Below are 18,274 nucleotides of genomic sequence, written 5' to 3' on the forward strand. Positions count from 1 at the left end.
CAACAGGTAGGAATTGGAGCGCGCGATGGAGCGGATCCTTCCGGTCTTTCTCTATTATGCGGTCAATGTCGTGTTCAGGGCAGATTTGTTCTCTATCCTGATCACGTTTCCAATGTTCCTTATCTGTTGCTTTAATCTCTATCGGATTGAAGGAAAATTCATCGGTTTTGAAGATATCTTGTGGTTTATTGTTTTTATTTTCTTTGTAATCGGTCCGTTGCAGAGAATAGATGGAAATATGCTTCCTCTTACCGGTCCAACATCCGGCATCATATTTTCAAAATCGGACATGTTCTGGGGAACAATGATTCCTACGTTGTTTTTCCTGATGCTCACGATTGGCTCGATCCTGTTCCGTGCGGAGGGCAGATCGGGGACGAGGGAGGACTATTTCCTTTTAGAAGACAAGGTCATCATTCTGCTTGTCGTCAATGTGGTGGCTTTCGTTGCGGTTGTCGCTCTTTCCGGGGGGCTCGGAAACCTTATGGCTGCGCGGTCTGAAAAGGTTCGCGAGGACGTGTCGACGATCGCCATCTTCGCCAAGTGCATGCAACAGATTTCCTGTTTCTTTATCTGTATTCTCTATCGCACGAAATTTGCGCACCCCAGGCTTGGCTTCCAACGACTCGTCGCACTGGTCATGTCTATTCTTTTGCTTCTGGTCGTCTTGAATCCGTTCAACACGGCACGCTTCGGCCTCATCGTCACCTGGATGCCGATCGGATTCATCATGCTGCGTGGCATGGTCCCGGTCATGCCGTTCTATGTCGCGATGCTGATGGGCATGCTGGTCGTCATGCCGATCCTCAGCCTGACCTCACGGTTCGGCACATCGATTATCGAGGCGTTTGAGAGTGTGAATGTCAGCGAGGCGTTCTTCTCACTGAAGTATATCGACGTGTCCGATATGATGACCTATCTCATCGGCTACGTTCAGGAAGACGGACACTATTACGGCCTTAAGTCACTTGGCGCGCTGCTGTTTTTCATTCCCCGTTCGATATGGACGAGCAAGCCCACACTTATTGCTCTCGACATGGGAGATGAGCTGGTCGCGTTTGATCGGGCGGGTACGGATAATTTGTCGCTGTTCTTCGGCGGAGAATTCTATGCCGATTTAGGAATGTTGGGCGTAGCGATCGGTGGGTTGATCCTTTCCTTCGTCTACGCGCGTGTCGTGATAGGCCGGCGCGTGATGATCAACGGTTTCGAGCTCCGCAATCTGGTTCTGATGGCGGCAACCCCGATTCTTTTGCGTGGCCCCATTGGTGCGGTCTTGCCGGTGCCTTTCCTGTTGCTGGGAGTTCTTTTCATTTTCACGATGATCTTCTGCGTGAAATACCGTGCGCCGCGGCCGACGATCCCGAGACGGGTAGGAGTGGGGCGATGACCGGTTCATGGTTTTCATGAGGCGTACCGTTCGCCTGGCCGTGCCGGTTGATAGGAGCGGTGTGTGACGCCGCTGGCGAAGTGTCGGGCGTGGCGTAGGGACATTCGGGCTGGGGCAAATATTTGTGAAGATACTGCACATCATCATGTCCGTGTCGCTTCGCGGGGGAGGGCCGATCGAGGGGTTGCTCCAGCAACAGGCGGCGACCGCGGGTACCGTGCATCGGGAGATTGCCACGCTGGATGTGCCCGGTGATCCGGAATTGGCGGGCATTCCAATTCCCGTACATGCACTGGGGGAGCGTCGAGGGGGCCTGCTTTCCCGCTCGATCCGCCGAAGGAGCACGCGCATTGTGCCCTGGCTGCGCGACCACGTCGGGGACTATGACGCGGTGATCGTCGAGGGCCTGTGGAATTATGCGATCTTCGCGGCGGCACGTGTGCTGCCGGGTTCGGGCATACCTTATGTCGTGTTCCCGCATGGAATGCTCGATCCGTGGTTCCGCCGAACCTATCCGGTGAAGCATGCCGCCAAGCAGTTGTCCTGGGCGATGGCCGAGGGACCGCTATTGGCCGGCGCATCCTGCGTGCTGTTCACCACCGAGGAGGAGCGCCGGCTCGCGCGCAACGCCTTTGTCGGGCATCAGTCCTATCGCAGTGCGGTCGTCGGATACGGCATTGGCGAACCTCCACCGGCAACGGGCGAGCAGATTCGGGCGTTTCGCATGAAGGTGCCCACGCTGGACGAGCGGCCGTTCCTGCTGTTCCTCAGCCGGCTGCACGAAAAGAAGGGGTGCGACCTGCTCGTCGATGCTTTTGCCCGGATTGCCCCGGATCACCCACATCTGGATCTCGTGATCGCGGGGCCGGATCATGGCGGTCTTCAGGGTCGGCTGGGCGCGCGCGCGAGGGAACTCGGCATTGAGCGTCGCATTCATTGGCCGGGTATGCTGGTGGGGGATGCCAAGTGGGGGGCTTTCCGCGAGAGCGAGGCCTTCATCCTTCCCTCGCACCAGGAGAATTTCGGCGTGGTCGTCGCCGAGGCGATGGCGTGCGGCAAGGCTGTTCTCATCAGTGACAAGGTGAACATATGGCGGGAGGTCGAGGCAGCCGGTGCCGGCCTTGTCGCCGGCGATACCCTGGATGGGACCGTCTCGCTATTGCAGCGCTATCTCGCGCTGGATCCCGCGCAGCGGGAAACGATGGGCCGCAAGGCCCGGCAGGGCTTTCTGGAAAACTTTGAAGTCAGGACGGCAGCCGCAAGCGTCATCGACGTGATCAAGCACTGCGTTTGAATGATGGCAGCGGAACAGAGCGAGGCGAGTGTGTCGCGGCTTAGAGTTGGTATCCTCACCTACCATTTCAGCGACAATTTCGGTGCGCTGATGCAGGCCTATGGTTTGCGCCAATGGCTGCTGAATCAGGGCGTGGATGCGGAATTCATCAACTACCACCCCTCTTATGTTGAAGAGGGCGGGGCCTTTCGCTCGCTGTTTGACCCCGCGCAGGCAAAGGCAAATCTGAAGATCCTCTATCTCCGGCTGTCGGCCCTGCAGCGACGGCTCTTCGGGAGCAAGCTTCAGGCCGAGCAGTTTGCTGCATTCCGAAGCGAGATGCTGGGTGTTTCCGGTCCTTCGCTTGAGACGGCAGAGGCGGTCGACAGCTATCTTGCTTCCCCTGCGGGACGGTTCGACATGCTGGTCTGCGGCAGCGACCAGATATGGAATCCGTCTCCCCAATATGGGCTTGATAAGGTCTATTTTCTGAGCTTTCCGGGCGGCGCATCCGACGCTAGGCGGGTTGCCTACGCGCCGAGCTTCGGGCGTGGTCACATTGACGCCGCTTATGCGGACGAGGCCCGCCGTCTGCTCGGTAATGTCGACGGTTTATCGGTGCGCGAGGCGAGCGGGGTTGGGATCGTCGAAAGCCTTACCGGCCGTCCGGCCGTCTGCGTTCCAGACCCCACTATTCTTCTTGGGGACTTTTCGTCGCTGATCGAGCGGGCAAGGAGCGAGGATCTGCCGGAAGGGCATGTTTTTTGCTATGCTCTGCGCACCGGCGAAGGAATCCGACAGATTGCCAACCTTGTGGCCGAGCGGACGCAGACCCGCATCCTCTCTCCGTATAATGTGCACCGTCGCTGGAAGGAGATCGGCGAGACTGTTTATCCTTCTCCGGCCGGTTGGGTGGCAATGATCGAGAAAGCGGGCTTCGTGGTGACGAATTCGTTTCACGGCACGGCGCTCAGTATTCTGTTGCGCAAGCCGTTTCTGGTGGTTGGCCTACCGGGCGCGCGGAGCGGGCTCAATGAGCGTGCCGCCAATCTGCTCGGCAGTGTCGGTCTGAGCCATCGCCATGTGGCGGCGGGCGATCTCGCCCGCGCTGCGGAGCGACTTGCAGAACCGATCGATTGGGATGCCGTCCAGGAGCGTCTCGATGGTCTCAAGGAGACGGGGCGCGCCTATCTCACGTCTGAAATCGAAAAGGTTCGCATGTCATGACCAAGCAGGCCTTCGCCACGGCGGCGACCGCACTCGCTGCGAACACAGCGGAAGCCGGCGATATGCCCGGTATTCAGATGGCTGCGTTCGAAGCATTGGAACGATTCTGCATCCAGCATGGGATTGAGGTGCAGCGTTCCGTGGACTTGGCCGACTTCACCTATCTGCGTGCCGGTGGCACGGCACATGTCGTGGTGTTTCCCAACACCCCGGCCCAGGTGGCGTCCGTGCAGGGTTTCCTGCACCAGTCGAACCTGCAGTCCAAGGTGATCGGTAACACCTCGAACCTGCTGTTCCTCGACGACGAGACCTACTCGGTGCTGCTCTGCACCACCAAGATGAACAAGATCGTTTATGACGCAGCGAACGGCGTCATCGCGGCCGACGGCGGGGCGATGATGCCCGATCTGGCACGGGTCGCGCTTTGGAACGCGGTGGCGGGATTCGAGGGGCTGGAGGGAATTCCCGGCACGATCGGCGGCGGCATCTTCATGAACGCCGGTGCCTATGGCTTCGAGCTCAAGGATCCGTTTCTGCGCGCGGAGATGGTTCACCCGGACGGTACGATGCGCATGTACGAGGCAGCGGAGTTCAAGCTCAGCCACCGCAGCTCCATCCTGCGCAAGGAAAGCAAGGGCAGCATCGTCGTTCGCGCGTATTTCCGCGCTGAAAAAGGCGATGCCGAAAAAATCTACAGGCGCATGGAGCTCTATCATTCCAAGCGTCATAAATACCAGGATTTTTTCTATCCAAATCTGGGGAGCATCTATTCGGGTTCACCCTACCGTGCTCTCGCTCACCGCGATCCAGTCTTTCGTCTGCTCTCCGCTCTTTATTATTTCTTTCGATACGAGTTCAAGCTCTTCCATCGCGAAGCGCCGATCAATCGGAAGTGGCTGAACGACCTTGTGCTGAAGCGCTTCGATTTCAAGTACGACATCCAGCCATTCTCCGACAAGACGCTGAACTGCCTCGTCAATCGTGGGCAGGGTACAGCAGAGATGGTCCGCTTCATCGAGCAGCTCGGCGAGCTTTCGGATGGGCGGATCCCGCTTGAGAACGAGATCGTCCGGCCGTTCTGACAGTGATCGAAATGGATCTTAGTTCACAGCCGGATATAGACGGTCGCAAGCGGCTCTATGTCGACGAGATGTCGCGCTCCCTGCGAGTGAAGCGGTTGATCTGGGGGGGCGTCTATTTCCTGTTCTTTCGCCCGACTCCGCGATTCTGTCTGGAAAAATGGCGCCTATTTCTGCTCCGGGCGTTCGGAGCGAAGATCGGCCACGGCTCGCGCGTCGCGCCCTCCTGCACGGTCTGGGCGCCGTGGAACCTCACAATGGGGAATTATGCGTGCCTCGCCGATGGCGTCGACTGCTACAGCATTGCGCCGATTTCGTTGGGTGATTATTCGACGGTGAGCCAGCGCAGCTTCCTTTGCAGCGCCTCGCACGATCCCTACCTGCTTGAGCGTCCGCTTTTTGCGAAGCCGATAAGCATTGCGTCGCACGCCTGGGTGTGCGCGGAGGCCTTTATTGGTCCGGGTATCACCGTCGCAGAGGGGGCCGTTGTCGGTGCGCGTGCGGTTGTCGTGAAGAATGTCGAGCCCTGGACCATCGTAGCTGGAAACCCGGCGCGGTTGATCAAGAAGCGCGTTATCGAGCGGCGTTACAATGCGCAATGACACGGTGAGGCTTCACCGGGCCCGGCCATGGGGGATAGCATGCTTGCGGTGATCATTCTCACCTATAATGAAGAACTGCATATTGCCCGCGCCATACATTCCGTGCTTCCGATCGCATCCCGCATTATTGTGGTCGACAGTTTTTCAAAGGATCGTACGGTTGAAATTGCACGTGCCAATGGTGCGGAGGTTTTGCAGAACACCTTTCAAAGCCAAGCCCAGCAATTTCAGTGGGCGCTTGATAATGCAGATTTGAACGAGGACTGGATACTACGTCTCGATGCTGACGAAATTATCGAGACGGACTTGGCTAGAGCAATAAATACGACCTTGCCAGGCCTGGGTTCCGATGTGGTCGGCATCAATCTCAAGCGAAAGCATATCTTTCTGGGGCGCTGGGTGAAGCACGGCGGGCGATACCCGCTGGTCATGCTGCGGATTTGGCGCCGCGGCTTCGGGCGCGTCGAGCAGCGCTGGATGGATGAGCACATCTATGTATGGGGCGGCCGCACCATCACTCTCGATGGCGGTTTCGCAGACTGGAACCTTAATGACCTTACCTATTTCACCGAGAAGCATAATAAATATGCAACGCGTGAAGCGGTTGAGGTCCTGAATCAGCGCTATGGTCTTCTCGCGCGTCAGGAACAGCTGTCTGCCGCCAGCAGTTCGCGCTCGGTTGCGGCAAAGCGATGGGTCAAGGAGAAACTTTACAACAAAATCCCCTTCACAGCAGCAAGCTTGGGATATTTCCTGTACCGATATCTGTTTCAGTTAGGTTTTCTCGATGGGCGTGAAGGGCTCATCTACCATTTTTTGCAAGGCTACTGGTATCGATTCTTGGTGGGGTCCAAGGTGATGGAGTTCGATGGAGCAATGGCGCCTTTGCCGGATGCTTCGGCGCGCCTGTTAGAACTGGAGCGTCTCACGGGATTGAACCTGCGGACGTGATGTCGGGTGACCGTTCTGCGGCCCGGAATCTCATGATGCCTGCTGAGCAGACGCGGGCGATCGGCGGCCGCTCAGATGTAGAGGCCCAGGATAAGAAGTATGGACGCTGAGAATATCGGATACATCGTGCTTGCTCATGGTGATATGCCGCAGCTGAAGCGGTTGCTCGGGGCTCTCGATCGGCATTCCCCTAAATTCGTCCATGTCGATGCAAAATACACGGCCTCGCTTCCCGATATATCCGAGTACAATGCGGAGTATGTAGAGCCGCGAGGCATCGGGTACTGGGGAAGCATCTCGCTCGTCGATCTGACGCGGAGTTCCATGAAGCAGGCGCTTCGGAATACGAATATAGAGCGACTGGTTCTATTATCCGGGTCCTGTTTTCCAATCGAATCCCCTGAAAATATTCGTATGTTCTTTCAATCAAATCAGGGCAAAGAATATATTGATTATTTCTTTGTAAAAGATGGAAGCGTAAAATATCAGAATAAGATGAATAAATATTGGATTCCAGACGATATTTATATGTGGTTGCGCCCTTTATTTGGCGATAAATGCGTTAAATATCTAGCTCGCCTATCTACGCGCGCAGCGAATATATTTCTACCGCTGCGCAAGCCGTCCATCGCCTATAATGTCGCATTTGGTAGTCAGTGGTGGGCTTTGACGCGGGAAAGTGCCGAGCACGTGGTCGATGTTCTTGATGGCGACAAGGAATTGCGCCGTGCATTCAAATACACACTGGCGCCGGATGAGATGTATATACATACTATTGTGAGTAATTCGCCTTTTTCAGAAAATATATATGGATCGCGTTCTTTTGAGGGGGGCGGGACCTTTCGTAAGGCAAATCTTCATTTCATCAATGAGGATTTGGCAAAATTCTGCACGCTGAATGACCTGAACGATGTTCTTGCTTCTGGAAAATTGTTTGTCCGGAAGGTTCGGTCGCGGGATGGCGTGGAACTGTGCCGGGCGCTCCAGGCGCGGCATGTGAATGCCGGCGCCACTTATCCATCTGAAGCCGGTGACGCATCCGCCGGGGGTTGACGGAGATCGTGGCGGGGGGACGAGATCGGCGTCACCGGACGTGGTTACATCCTCCGTTCGCGAATACCGGCGACCACCCCAAAGTGGGCGGCCGCACGCGTTCCTCTGCTCGGTCGCGTCAATCTCACCGGACGCATGCAAGCGCACGATAGCGTTCCTGCGCGCCGTCGCGGTTTGCCTTTACGCTCGCACTGAATGCGAGAGCCTCCGTTGCCGAGGCTTCGGAATCGATGATGCCGATGGGATTGAAGTTCTCAGCCCAGGTCGAAACGTAGGTGCTGAGTTTTCCATAAGAATTATCTATAAAGAATACATATTTGTCGAGAAGGCAACCGAGAATGACCGTATGGAGGCGGGAGGTGATCCACACGTCATGCCGATTCATGCGGCGAGCGACAGACTTGACCACGCTCCGGCATGAGGTTTCGAAGAGGGAAGTCGTTGAAAGATTAATGCCGAGCTTGCGTTCCAGTATCTCTGTTTTTCGAAATAGCCCGTTCTGAATGCGCAAGCGAGAGCCGTTGATCTGGGGCCAATCGACGAATTCCGCTTTCCGCGCGAGCAGCGGCGAGGGTACGGGTGTTGCCTCGACATCGCGGCGAATGTGCAGGAGAGTTGTGCCGTCTCCGGGAATGGCCCTCAGATCGGCGAACCATTCCCACAGATTGTGGGCCATGTCGGGCGCGAGATGGGATGAGATTTCGGCTGTTTCGGTGGCGATGGCAAAGCTGCGCGTGTCACGGGTATAAAGACTCAAATCATGCGCAGCGGAGAGGCTATCCATTGATTTAGTCTTGAGCTCTGCATCGGTAAAATGAATGGACTGAGGAAATATGATGATTGGCGTATCGGGAAAGGCGTATGCGATCATCTCACGAAGTTCCTGATGGAACTTGTAGATATCGCCAAAATTTCCTCCGCCATGCATGATTATGGCATCAAACCGCTGTCGTCTTAAGTGTTCGATATTAAAATTGTCTAGAGTGGCGGAATAGACCACATTCCAGCCGGCGCGACGAAAAAATTCCATCGTGCCCAGGAAGATGAGCAGATCTCCGGTGTTGTTGTGGGTCGGGTAGTCGAGATAAGCGATCCGCGCCCCGCGGGGCAGGCGAGCGGCCAACTCGGAATGTTTGCTCGCGAGTTCGCCGTATTTCGGGCGAAGGATCTGCTTTACAACGGAGGTCATGCGATGGGCTCACTTGATTGAACGTCGAGAAATGTACGATGGGGTAAGTTGGATGACGCAAAGGGCTGCTGCCTGCCGCCCATGACCTTGCGGTGCCCGTATGGGGCGGTCGTCAGCTTTGTCAGACACTGCGCACGACCTGATAAACCTCGATATCACGTCGGCCATGCGAATTTTTCTGCCAAGACCCACTGCTCACCCAAATCCGTAAAGCATTTCTGCCGTTACGTCATGAAACGGGGGTAGGCGAGGAACGCAGGCTCCGCGGGCGTCGATTTTGGCATTTGCGCTCGGCGTGCATCGGGCTGCCCCGCGTACAGGACTGGCGTTGCGCGGCGCGCGTGTCACCATGTGAAAGTGTCTCTGCTACCTACCTAAAGGAACGGCTTGGACAGCGAATGTCAACGCCGCGGAGCTTCAATTTTGTGCGTTGCAGCAAAAATCGCAAGGCTTTCGCAAGTCATGGCCGGTGAATTCACCAGTCGAACCCGGAGCGGTCCACTCTGGGTTCGACATGCTCTTGGAAGAGCTATGCGCGAACGTCAGGGAATTGGCTGCTCAGCCTTTCGTGAAACGTTGGCGCGAACCATCGGGGTGCCGACGGGTCCTTCGATCATTATTCGGCTGTGCGGGTCTGGCATCTCGTTGTGCTCCACGGCCAGGAGCGCCGCAGAAGCCGGCAGATGTGGGCGCGTTGCCAGTATGATCGACGTGCCGAAGCTCAGCGCATTGTCCCGCACGATCATGCCGTAGGTAAGTGTTTGTGCGATCGTACTGTCCTTTTTCGGTCCGGCTGCTATTTCGATCACGGTCGGTGCGAGCGGATTGGCGCTTTCGATCCGGTTTCCCAGAATCTGGCCATACCAGGCGGGTTGCGCCATTCCGTAATACAGGCCGCGAATGCGAATGCCGTCGCTTCTGACGAAGGTATTGCCGGCTATGACGATGTCCATCGATGTTCCGAATACCTGGAGCGCGCCGGCATCGACGAAGCGGTTATGGAGAATGAGGTAGCGCTCCTGCGCGGGCACGATGGAAATGATGCTGCTCCCGTCCGGTGCAATCGGGAGGGGGCGATCGAGGTCCACGGCCGCGCCACGCTGCTCCTTAACGCGGGCATATTGGCCCATTCCCCGCCCGGCGACGACATAAAGCGCAGATCCGCGCCAGGTCGTGAAGCGCTGGTTTGGAGGAATATCGTCCGTCAATGTCAGCTGGTTCGTCTCGCCGGCGACGGCCTTACCGAAGTAAAATCCACCGGGACCGTCGGTGGTCATGGCCTCACGATCCCATCCGTAGATATCCCTTAATGTATTGTTCTTCATCAGAACAAACTCGGATGATGGCTCGCCGGTAAACATGGTATTGATGCCGCCGCCCGAAGCCTGTAGATCACCGCCATTGATTTCGTTGTTTTCAAAAATGACGCGATGGCCACTGCTGATCGAATACCAGCCCTTGCGGCCATTCGTGAATCTGTTGCTGCCGATATAGGCGTCCTGCGGCCGCAGCAGGACGAGGGCGCGCATCGAACTCATGATGTCGCAATCGACGATCCGGAGGTTTCGACCGCCCGCGAGCACGGCGATGGCGCCGCCACGCTGGCGGGTGAGCATGGCCTTGAGGCGGTCGTTTACCTCGTCAGGTGAGACATGGCCGCGGAAGGCCGAAGCTCGGATCCGCACACGCTCGATCGTGACGTCATGCGCATCGGCGTCGGGATCGGGCGCCACCTGCGCGCCAGATCCGACGTTCCCGGCTGGGGGGGGCGAGGCACCCGCTTCAACGATGTTATTGTGCCGGGTGGCAACAATGGTGAGGTCGCTCAGGCTGATACCGGATTTGCCGCGGATCATGGCGTCCGGCGGATTATCATCATCCGTCCAGGTCAGAACGGTCGTATCCGTACTCGCGCCTCGCAGCGCAACATTGTCCGGTATCTCGATCATTCCCGCCAGGCGGTAGTTGCCTGCGGAGAGGCGTACCGTGCCGCCGCCTTTCGCGGCCACTGCGGCAAGGGCGTCCATGATCGGCCCTGCATCGCGTGCATCCTTGGCGGGCGCCGATGGTGGGGGCACGACCACGACGGCAGGAGACGGTTTGTTCGGGAGGGCCACCCGCAACGAGCCCAGCGTCTGCCACGTGTTGGAATCGCCATTGCCATTCCAGAGACGCAGCGCGTAGGTGCCAGCAGCTACATCCGCGGGCAGGGTGAAGCGTGCATCCCAGATATCAGGGGCTGCAGGCTTCAGGAGATGCGTGCGTCCGTCGGCGTCGGTGAGCTCCAGCCGCGCATCTGCGGTTCGCGCGATGTTTCGGCCGAGAACCCGGATCCAGCCGCCTGGTGTGGCGCTGGCGCCGCGGTCGGCCTGGCTCCAGTACACGGTCGGAGTGTTGAGCCGACCGTATGCGTCGCCATCGGGCGAGCGTATGGTGAAGGTATAGGCGCCTTTCGGCAGGTCGCCGGGAACCACGAAGCTGATCGCAGTGTCGCTCACCTCATCGAGTGGAACGGAGCGGCCTGCAGTCGTTGGTGCAGAACGGTCCGGGGTGCTGGGAAGGGGTGTGATCTCAACCGAACTCGCCGGCGTGAAGCCGGAGCCGGTGATGACGACGGTATCGTCAGGTTCGACCGGGTCATTGGCCCAGAATATGGACGGTTTGGCGTTAGCGGCAGCGGGAAGAAGAAGGGTGGAAGCAATCAGCAGTTCAAAAAAAGCTTTAATGGAAGGCTTCCAAGACATTTTTCGACCCTGTTCCTCATATCACAGAACGCAACGACACCATCACAGTATGGCCAGAATGTGTGGTCTGGGTCGCGGTGTATCCGTTTGAATACCAGGAACAGGGTTGGTAGGAAGTCTGCTACGATACTCCGCGGCCTGAATTCTCGTCGAAAAACGGCCGCGGTCTTTTTGCCTACATGAGAGGATCAGGAGAAATCAGCTTTCCTGCGAGGCCTCTTCATACATGCTGAGCGCATGCACGACATGGTCCGTCTTCAAAGGACGGCCGACACTCTCATAACTGAAGCCGAGAGTTGCCATTTCCGCGGGGCGGTAGATGTTGCGCAGGTCGACGATCACCGGCTTGTTCAAGAGTTCCTTGATCCTGACGAGATCCAGAGCCCGGAAGGCTTCCCATTCCGTGACGATCACGAGGGCATCGGCGCCCTCGGCGCATTCATACGGGCTGCCGGTGTAGACAATGCTGTCGGGAAGGTACTTCTTGGCTTCTTCCATGCCCTCGGGATCGTAGGCGCGGATGCGTGCACCCTTGTCGAGCAGCGCATGGACGATCGAGATGGCGGGGGCTTCGCGCATGTCGTCGGTGTTGGGCTTGAAGGTCAGGCCGAGCAGGGCGATGGTGCGGCCGCGCACGTCGCCGTCCAGGCTGGTTGCGATCTTTCGTGCCATTGCGGTCTTGCGCGCATCGTTCACGCCGACCACGGTTTCGACGAGGCGGAGCGGGCTGCCGGCTTCCTGTGCCGTGCGCATAAGGGCAAGTGTGTCCTTGGGGAAGCACGAGCCGCCATAGCCGGGCCCGGCATGCAGGAACTTCGCGCCGATACGCTTGTCGAGGCCAATGCCTCGGGCCACTTCCTGCACATTAGCCCCGACATTCTCGCAAAGGTCGGCAAGTTCATTGATGAAGGTGATCTTGGTAGCAAGGAAGGCGTTGGCCGCGTACTTGATCAATTCGGAGGTGCGACGATCCGTGAACAGAATAGGCGAGGCATTCAGAAACAGGGGGCGATAGAGCTCTGCCATCACCTTGCGGGCGCGATCGTTGTCGGTGCCGACGACAACCCGGTCCGGACGTTTGAAGTCCTCGATTGCGGCGCCTTCGCGCAGGAATTCCGGATTCGACACCACCGCGATGTCGGCGTCGGGAGCAGCTTCGCCGATGACGATCTCGACCTCGTCGCCAGTGCCCACCGGTACGGTCGACTTGGTCACTACGACCGTGAAGCCCTGGGAGGCTCGCGCGATCTCTCGTGCGGCGGCGAAGACATAGGAGAGGTCGGCATGTCCGTCGCCGCGTCGCGATGGGGTGCCCACGGCGATGAACACGGCGTCCGCCTCCGCCACTGCCGGGGTCAGATCAGTGGTGAAGCTGAGCCGGCTTGCCTTCACGTTACGGGCAACGAGATCATCCAGCCCCGGCTCATAGATCGGCATGATGTTGTTGCGCAGGGACTGAATCTTGCGCTCGTCCTTGTCGACGCACACCACGGTGTGGCCGAAATCCGCGAAACACGCACCTGATACAAGGCCGACATAGCCTGTTCCGATCATCGCGACACGCACGTTATCGTCCTTTCTCGTTCCTGATGCCTTCCGCCGTGCAAATGGCGCGCCAGCGCGGCGGAGGATCAACGAAAGCTTGTTGTCTAAAGAGCAGGCGAAGAATCCCCACACATCTCATTGTTAGGCGCGATCTGCCTCAGATAGATGTCGCTGTACCATGTGACGAAACGCCGGACGCCTTCGTCGACCGGTGTGCGTGGGGCGAAATCGACGGCTTGCTTCAGTGCCGCGACATCCGCATAGGTCGCCTTTACGTCACCGGCCTGCATCGGCAGGAAGTTGCGCACGGCTTTCCGGCCGCAGGCGGCCTCGACCACATCGATGAGATCGAGAAGTCCAACCGGTTCGCTGTTCCCGATATTATAGATCCGGTACGGCGCAAGCGAGGTTGCCGGGTCCGGCGCCTCCGCATTCCAGGCGGGATTCGGTGCGGCGGGCTTGTCGATGAGGCGCAGAACGGCTTCGGTCACGTCGTCGATATAGGTGAAATCGCGCCGCATGGCGCCGTTGTTGAACACGTCGATGGGACGCCCGTGCAGGATCGCGTCCGTGAAGAGGAAGATCGCCATGTCCGGCCGGCCCCAGGGGCCATAGACGGTAAAGAAGCGCAAGCCCGTGGTCGGTAGGCCGTAGAGATGGCTATAGGTGTGCGCCATCAGCTCATTGGCCTTCTTCGTGGCGGCATACAGGCTGAGCGGATGGTCGACGTTGTCTCCGACACGGAAGGGCAGGGCGGCATTGGCGCCATACACCGAGCTGGATGAAGCATAGAGGAGATGCTCCGCTCCGCAGTGGCGGCACCCTTCCAGTACGTTCAGGAAGCCGAGCAGATTGGAATCGGCATAGGCGTGAGGATTGCTCAGCGAGTACCGCACACCAGCTTGGGCGGCCATATGCACGACCTGGCGTGGGCGCAGAGTGGCGAACAGCTCAGCCGTCGCATCGCGATCCGCGAGATCGAGCTTCTGGAAACGGAAACCTTCTTTCCCTTCCAGCACCGCGAGACGGGCCTGCTTCAGGCGAGGGTCGTAATAGCTGTTGATATTGTCGATGCCGACCACCGGCGTTCCGGTTTCGAGCAGGCGTCGCGCAATGTGAAACCCGATGAACCCCGCAGCGCCGGTAACGAGCACAGGCGTTGTCTGGCTATCGCTGGCCTTGTGCGGCATACGGTCCGGTCTCACTCTCGGGTGCCGAAAGGGCAACACCATCCCAGCATAACCATCGTGTGGCATGGCTGGTAGTGCTGCATTGCAACAGTCAACATGGCGAAAGGCTTCGCGCTGCCTTACGCCCTTATTTTTGCTTCGCACAATACTCGCAAAATGCGCTCGCGCATGGCAGGGTCTGCCACCGCCCTCATCGCATTGGTCACGGAAGGTCGAATGTTCCCGCGCCCCAAGCCCAGTCTCGTGCCGAACACCGCCGCCTATGAATCCGAGCCCATGGTGAAGCCCACGGGTTTCCGCGAGTACGATGCCCGTTGGCTGTTCGAGCGCGAAATCAACCTCATGGGTGTGCAGGCGCTCGGCATGGGGCTCGGCACCCTGATCCATGAAGCCGGCGTCCGGCCGGAACTGGTGACAGGCCACGATTTTCGCGGCTACTCCGCTTCCATCAAGAATGCGCTGGTCGTCGGCCTGATGGCCGCCGGCATCAAGGTACACGACATCGGGCTCGCTTTGTCGCCGATGGCCTATTTCGCGCAGTTCGAGCTCGATGTGCCGTGCGTCGCAATGGTGACGGCCTCACACAACGACAATGGCTGGACCGGCGTGAAGATGGGCATGAACCGCCCGATGACCTTCGGCCCCGACGAGATGAGCCGGTTGAAGGACATCGTGCTGAATGCGGAGTTCAAGCTTCGCGACGGTGGATCCTTCGTCTTCGAGGAGAACTTCCCGGCTCGTTATATGCGCGATCTCACCGACAGGCCGAAGCTCAGGAACAAGATTCGGGCCGTGGTGGCCTGCGGCAACGGCACGGCCGGCGCATTTGCCCCCGCCATCCTCCAAGCGCTGGGGGTCGAGGTGATTCCGCTCGACTGCGAGCTCGATCACACCTTCCCCAAATACAACCCCAATCCCGAAGACATGGAAATGCTCCATGCGATGCGGGACGCCGTGCTCGAGCACAAGGCCGATGTCGCCCTCGGCTTTGACGGCGACGGCGACCGTTGCGGCGTGGTGGACGACACGGGTGACGAGATCTTCGCGGACAAGGTCGGCGTGCTGCTCGCTCGCGACCTGTCGGCGCTGCATCCCGGCGCGACTTTCGTGGTGGACGTGAAGTCGACCGGCCTGTTCGTTACCGACCCGGTGCTGCAGGCGAACGGGGTCAAGGCCGATTACTGGAAGACCGGCCATTCCTACATGAAGCGCCGCGTGAACGAGAGCGGGGCGCTGGTCGGGTTCGAGAAGTCCGGCCATTACTTCTTCAACAAGCCGGTCGGCCGTGGCTATGACGATGGGCTGGTTTCGGCCATCGCCGTGCTCGACATGCTGGATCGCAATCCCGGCAAGAAGCTCTCCGAGCTCAAGGATGCGCTGCCCAAGACCTGGTCCTCGCCGACCATGTCGCCGCATTGCGCGGACGAGATCAAATACGGCGTGGTCGATCAGGTGGTGAAGCATTTCCAGCAGGTGGCGGCCGACGGCGGTGATGTCGCCGGGCAGAAGATCCGCGACCTTGTTACCGTGAACGGGGTGCGCGTGACGGTCGAGGACGGCTCTTGGGGGCTGGTGCGCGCTTCCTCCAACAAGCCGGAACTTGTCGTCGTGGTCGAGAGCCCGGTTTCGGAGCAGCGGATGCACGATATTTTCCGTGCGGTCGATGGCGTCCTGCGCACGCATCCCGAAGTGGGCGCCTACAACCAGACCATCTGAAGCTCACCAGCGGCCGCCGGCACTGTCGGCGGCCCCATGGGACAGGTTGATGTCGCTTCTCGCAACACTACCATTTCGCCGGCTCTTCCTCTTTTCAGGCATTGTCTGTCTGGTGATTATCGCCGTCCTGTCGCTGCTGCCGGCACAGGAGATGGCGCGCACGGGTGCTCCCAAGCAGATGGAGCACTTCATGGCCTATTTCGGCACGGCGATCTTCTGGGCGGCTGCGTTCTTCGGTATGCCGCGGACCATGTGGCGCGCTGCGGTCTTCCTCGTCGCGCTCGCCGGCGCGATGGAGGGTCTTCAGGCGTTCTCGCCGGGACGCACGCCGCAGATGCTGGATTTCGTCTTCAGCGGTGCGGGCGCTCTGCTTGGTACGGCTCTCGTGAGCGTCATTGGCCGTCGGTTGCCGAGCGCGCTGCGTTGAGCGCGCCCGGCCTGCAACGCCTCAGACGCGCGCAAGCTCAGAGCTGAGTGGATTTCGCGACCCGGTCGAAGGCCTGAAGCTGTGCGACCAGATCCTCGAACCGGGAGAGGGGGATCATGTTGGGGCCGTCCGACGGCGCATGATCGGGATCCGGATGCGTCTCGATGAACAGGCCGGCGACCCCTACCGCCACGGCCGCGCGCGCCAGCACCGGCACGAAGCGGCGCTCGCCGCCCGACGACGTGCCCTGGCCGCCGGGCTGCTGGACCGAATGGGTGGCATCGAAGATCACCGGTGCGCCGGTCTGCTCCGCCATGATCGGCAGGGACCGCATGTCCGTGACCAGCGTGTTGTAGCCGAAGGAGGCGCCGCGCTCGGTCACCAGCACGTTCGGATTGCCGCTGTCCGTCAGTTTGGCGACGACGTTCTTCATGTCCCAGGGCGCCAGGAACTGGCCCTTCTTGACGTTCACCGTCCGCCCGGTCTCGGCGGCTGCGATGAGAAGGTCCGTCTGCCGGCACAGAAATGCGGGAATCTGCAGAACATCGACCGCCTCGGCGACGGCCTCGCATTGGGTGGCTTCATGCACATCGGTGAGCACCGGCATGCCGAACCGCTCGCGAATCTCGGCGAAGACCGGCAGGGCGGCTGACAGACCCATGCCGCGCGCGCCGCGGATCGAGGTCCGGTTCGCCTTGTCGAAGGATGTCTTGAACACGATGCCGATTCCACGGCGTCCGGCTATCTCATGGATGGCGGCGGCGCATTCCAACGCGTGTTCGCGACTTTCCATCTGACATGGCCCGGCGATCAGGGCGATCGGCAGGTTGTTGCCGAACCGCACGGAGCCGACGTTGACAATCGCATTGGCGCCGGAGGTGGCGGTCGTGTTCATGGATCTCTCCGAGATGCGGGCGTCAGGCGACGCCGGCGCGCAGGACGTCGTGGATATGAAGGATGCCGACCGGCGCGTGTTCGGCCACGACGAACACGACAGTCACCTGACCGCGATTCATCATGCCGAGCGCGGCGCTCGCGAGTTCGTCCGGGCGCACCACGCGAGGATTCGGGGTCATCACGGTCTCCACCCGGCGGTCGAGGAGCTCGCCTCCCATCCGACGTCTCAGGTCTCCGTCGGTCACGATGCCGACGAGGGCGCCTTGTGCGTCCACCACGCCGCAGCAACCGAACCGCTTGCCGGTCATCTCGATAAGGGTCGCGCTCATAGGCGTGCCCAGCGCAACCAGCGGCATGGTTTCGCCGACGTGCATGAGATCGGCCACCTTGAGCAGACGCGCGCCGAGCTTGCCGCCGGGATGGAAGATCCGGAAGTCTGAAGGCGAAAAGCCGCGCCGCTCGAGCAGCGCGATCGCCAGGGCGTCGCCGAGGGCGAGCTGGACCAGGGTCGAGCTCGTCGGTGCCAGCTTGTTCGGGCAGGCTTCCTCCACGCGCGGTAGCTGAAGCACGATGTCGGCAGCACGGCCGAGCGCGCTAGCCTCATTGCAGGTCATGCCGATGAGCGGGACGGCGAAACGCTTGGCATAGGCGATGATGTCGCTGAGTTCTGCCGTTTCGCCGGACCATGAGATAGCCAACAGCACATCGTCCGGGGTGACCATGCCAAGGTCGCCGTGGCTTGCCTCGGCAGCGTGAAGGAACAGCGACGGTGTGCCTGTCGAGGCGAAGGTCGCGGCAAGCTTTCTTCCGATGTGGCCGCTCTTGCCCATTCCGGTGACGATGACACGCCCGCGGGCGACCTCCATCGCCGCTACGGCCCGGCTTGTTTCATCGCCGAGGTGTCCGCGCAAAGCTTCAGCAAGCGCACCCATTGCCTGGGATTCGATCGCGACGGTTCGCAGCAGGCCCATCTTCATGCCAGCCTCACTGC

General features: G+C 59.5%; 14 protein-coding genes and 1 pseudogene. 9 read left to right on the forward strand and 6 right to left on the reverse strand.

Features of this window, described 5'->3' with window-relative positions; genetic code table 11:
• Positions 1 to 25 precede the first annotated feature (25 nt).
• The 7 genes and pseudogenes from MWN34_RS01610 (at position 26) to MWN34_RS01640 (ending at position 7,575) form a co-directional block, all read left to right on the forward strand.
• Entirely contained in the window at positions 26 to 1,390 is a 1,365-nt protein-coding gene (locus MWN34_RS01610; protein ID WP_247025877.1) for a hypothetical protein, read from the forward strand.
• Between the two features lie 124 nt (positions 1,391 to 1,514).
• Positions 1,515 to 2,684, forward strand: a complete 1,170-nt coding sequence (locus tag MWN34_RS01615) for a glycosyltransferase (protein WP_247025878.1) — start codon at positions 1,515 to 1,517, stop codon at positions 2,682 to 2,684.
• A complete protein-coding gene (locus MWN34_RS01620) occupies positions 2,685 to 3,890 on the forward strand; it encodes a polysaccharide pyruvyl transferase family protein (RefSeq protein ID WP_247025879.1) in 1,206 nt (401 codons plus the stop codon).
• Positions 3,887 to 4,972 (forward strand): FAD-binding protein, encoded by a 1,086-nt coding sequence (locus MWN34_RS01625; protein WP_247025880.1) that lies wholly within the window; start codon positions 3,887 to 3,889, stop codon positions 4,970 to 4,972. Before MWN34_RS01620 ends, MWN34_RS01625 begins: the two co-directional genes overlap by 4 nt.
• A gap of 434 nt (positions 4,973 to 5,406) precedes the next feature.
• Positions 5,407 to 5,541, forward strand: a pseudogene (locus MWN34_RS19745) (LbetaH domain-containing protein); the annotation flags it as partial.
• A 69-nt stretch (positions 5,542 to 5,610) separates the two neighbouring features.
• On the forward strand, positions 5,611 to 6,522 hold the full coding sequence (locus tag MWN34_RS01635; RefSeq protein WP_247025882.1) for a glycosyltransferase family 2 protein: 912 nt from the start codon (positions 5,611 to 5,613) through the stop codon (positions 6,520 to 6,522).
• Positions 6,523 to 6,621: 99 nt separating this feature from the next.
• Positions 6,622 to 7,575 carry a beta-1,6-N-acetylglucosaminyltransferase gene (locus MWN34_RS01640; RefSeq protein ID WP_247025883.1) on the forward strand — a complete coding sequence of 318 codons (954 nt, stop codon included), beginning with the start codon at positions 6,622 to 6,624 and terminating at the stop codon, positions 7,573 to 7,575.
• A 124-nt stretch (positions 7,576 to 7,699) separates the two neighbouring features.
• On the opposite strand, the gene MWN34_RS01645 is transcribed toward MWN34_RS01640, so the two are convergent.
• The 4 genes from MWN34_RS01645 to MWN34_RS01660 form a co-directional block, all read right to left on the reverse strand.
• Positions 7,700 to 8,764 (reverse strand): polysaccharide pyruvyl transferase family protein, encoded by a 1,065-nt coding sequence (locus MWN34_RS01645; RefSeq protein ID WP_247025884.1) that lies wholly within the window; start codon positions 8,762 to 8,764, stop codon positions 7,700 to 7,702.
• A 542-nt stretch (positions 8,765 to 9,306) separates the two neighbouring features.
• Entirely contained in the window at positions 9,307 to 11,508 is a 2,202-nt protein-coding gene (locus tag MWN34_RS01650) for a hypothetical protein (RefSeq protein WP_247025885.1), read from the reverse strand.
• 198 nt (positions 11,509 to 11,706) lie between these two features.
• On the reverse strand, positions 11,707 to 13,074 hold the full coding sequence (locus MWN34_RS01655; protein ID WP_247026133.1) for a UDP-glucose dehydrogenase family protein: 1,368 nt from the start codon (positions 13,072 to 13,074) through the stop codon (positions 11,707 to 11,709).
• Positions 13,075 to 13,157: 83 nt separating this feature from the next.
• The gene (locus MWN34_RS01660; protein ID WP_247025886.1) at positions 13,158 to 14,243 is read right to left on the reverse strand and encodes an NAD-dependent epimerase; all 1,086 of its coding nucleotides are present in this window, start codon (positions 14,241 to 14,243) and stop codon (positions 13,158 to 13,160) included.
• 216 nt (positions 14,244 to 14,459) lie between these two features.
• On the opposite strand from MWN34_RS01660, the gene MWN34_RS01665 reads away from it, so the two are divergent.
• Both MWN34_RS01665 and MWN34_RS01670 read left to right on the forward strand, forming a co-directional pair.
• Positions 14,460 to 15,959: a phosphomannomutase/phosphoglucomutase gene (locus MWN34_RS01665; protein WP_247025890.1), complete on the forward strand. Its 1,500-nt coding sequence runs from the start codon at positions 14,460 to 14,462 to the stop codon at positions 15,957 to 15,959.
• 49 nt (positions 15,960 to 16,008) lie between these two features.
• The gene (locus tag MWN34_RS01670) at positions 16,009 to 16,386 is read left to right on the forward strand and encodes a VanZ family protein (RefSeq protein WP_247025892.1); all 378 of its coding nucleotides are present in this window, start codon (positions 16,009 to 16,011) and stop codon (positions 16,384 to 16,386) included.
• Between the two features lie 37 nt (positions 16,387 to 16,423).
• On the opposite strand, the gene kdsA is transcribed toward MWN34_RS01670, so the two are convergent.
• Entirely contained in the window at positions 16,424 to 17,281 is an 858-nt protein-coding gene (gene kdsA / locus MWN34_RS01675) for a 3-deoxy-8-phosphooctulonate synthase (RefSeq protein WP_247025894.1), read from the reverse strand.
• Positions 17,282 to 17,303: 22 nt separating this feature from the next.
• Positions 17,304 to 18,260, reverse strand: coding sequence for a KpsF/GutQ family sugar-phosphate isomerase (locus MWN34_RS01680; RefSeq protein ID WP_247025896.1), 957 nt, complete (start codon positions 18,258 to 18,260; stop codon positions 17,304 to 17,306).
• Positions 18,261 to 18,274: the final 14 nt, after the last annotated feature.

The organism is Ancylobacter crimeensis (assembly GCF_023016805.1).
GTDB lineage: Bacteria > Pseudomonadota > Alphaproteobacteria > Rhizobiales > Xanthobacteraceae > Ancylobacter > Ancylobacter crimeensis.

Bases quoted from the DNA above. Each gene is read 5' to 3' on its own strand.
- MWN34_RS01635 (WP_247025882.1), top strand. From the start codon at position 5,611: ATGCTTGCGGTGATCATTCTCACCTATAATGAAGAACTGCATATTGCC.
- MWN34_RS01650 (WP_247025885.1), bottom strand. From the start codon at position 11,508: ATGTCTTGGAAGCCTTCCATTAAAGCTTTTTTTGAACTGCTGATTGCT.
- MWN34_RS01665 (WP_247025890.1), top strand. From the start codon at position 14,460: ATGTTCCCGCGCCCCAAGCCCAGTCTCGTGCCGAACACCGCCGCCTAT.
- MWN34_RS01640 (WP_247025883.1), top strand. From the start codon at position 6,622: ATGGACGCTGAGAATATCGGATACATCGTGCTTGCTCATGGTGATATG.
- MWN34_RS01670 (WP_247025892.1), top strand. From the start codon at position 16,009: ATGTCGCTTCTCGCAACACTACCATTTCGCCGGCTCTTCCTCTTTTCA.
- MWN34_RS01660 (WP_247025886.1), bottom strand. From the start codon at position 14,243: ATGCCGCACAAGGCCAGCGATAGCCAGACAACGCCTGTGCTCGTTACC.
- kdsA (WP_247025894.1), bottom strand. From the start codon at position 17,281: ATGAACACGACCGCCACCTCCGGCGCCAATGCGATTGTCAACGTCGGC.
- MWN34_RS01620 (WP_247025879.1), top strand. From the start codon at position 2,685: ATGATGGCAGCGGAACAGAGCGAGGCGAGTGTGTCGCGGCTTAGAGTT.
- MWN34_RS01610 (WP_247025877.1), top strand. From the start codon at position 26: ATGGAGCGGATCCTTCCGGTCTTTCTCTATTATGCGGTCAATGTCGTG.
- MWN34_RS01645 (WP_247025884.1), bottom strand. From the start codon at position 8,764: ATGACCTCCGTTGTAAAGCAGATCCTTCGCCCGAAATACGGCGAACTC.
- MWN34_RS01680 (WP_247025896.1), bottom strand. From the start codon at position 18,260: ATGAAGATGGGCCTGCTGCGAACCGTCGCGATCGAATCCCAGGCAATG.
- MWN34_RS01625 (WP_247025880.1), top strand. From the start codon at position 3,887: ATGACCAAGCAGGCCTTCGCCACGGCGGCGACCGCACTCGCTGCGAAC.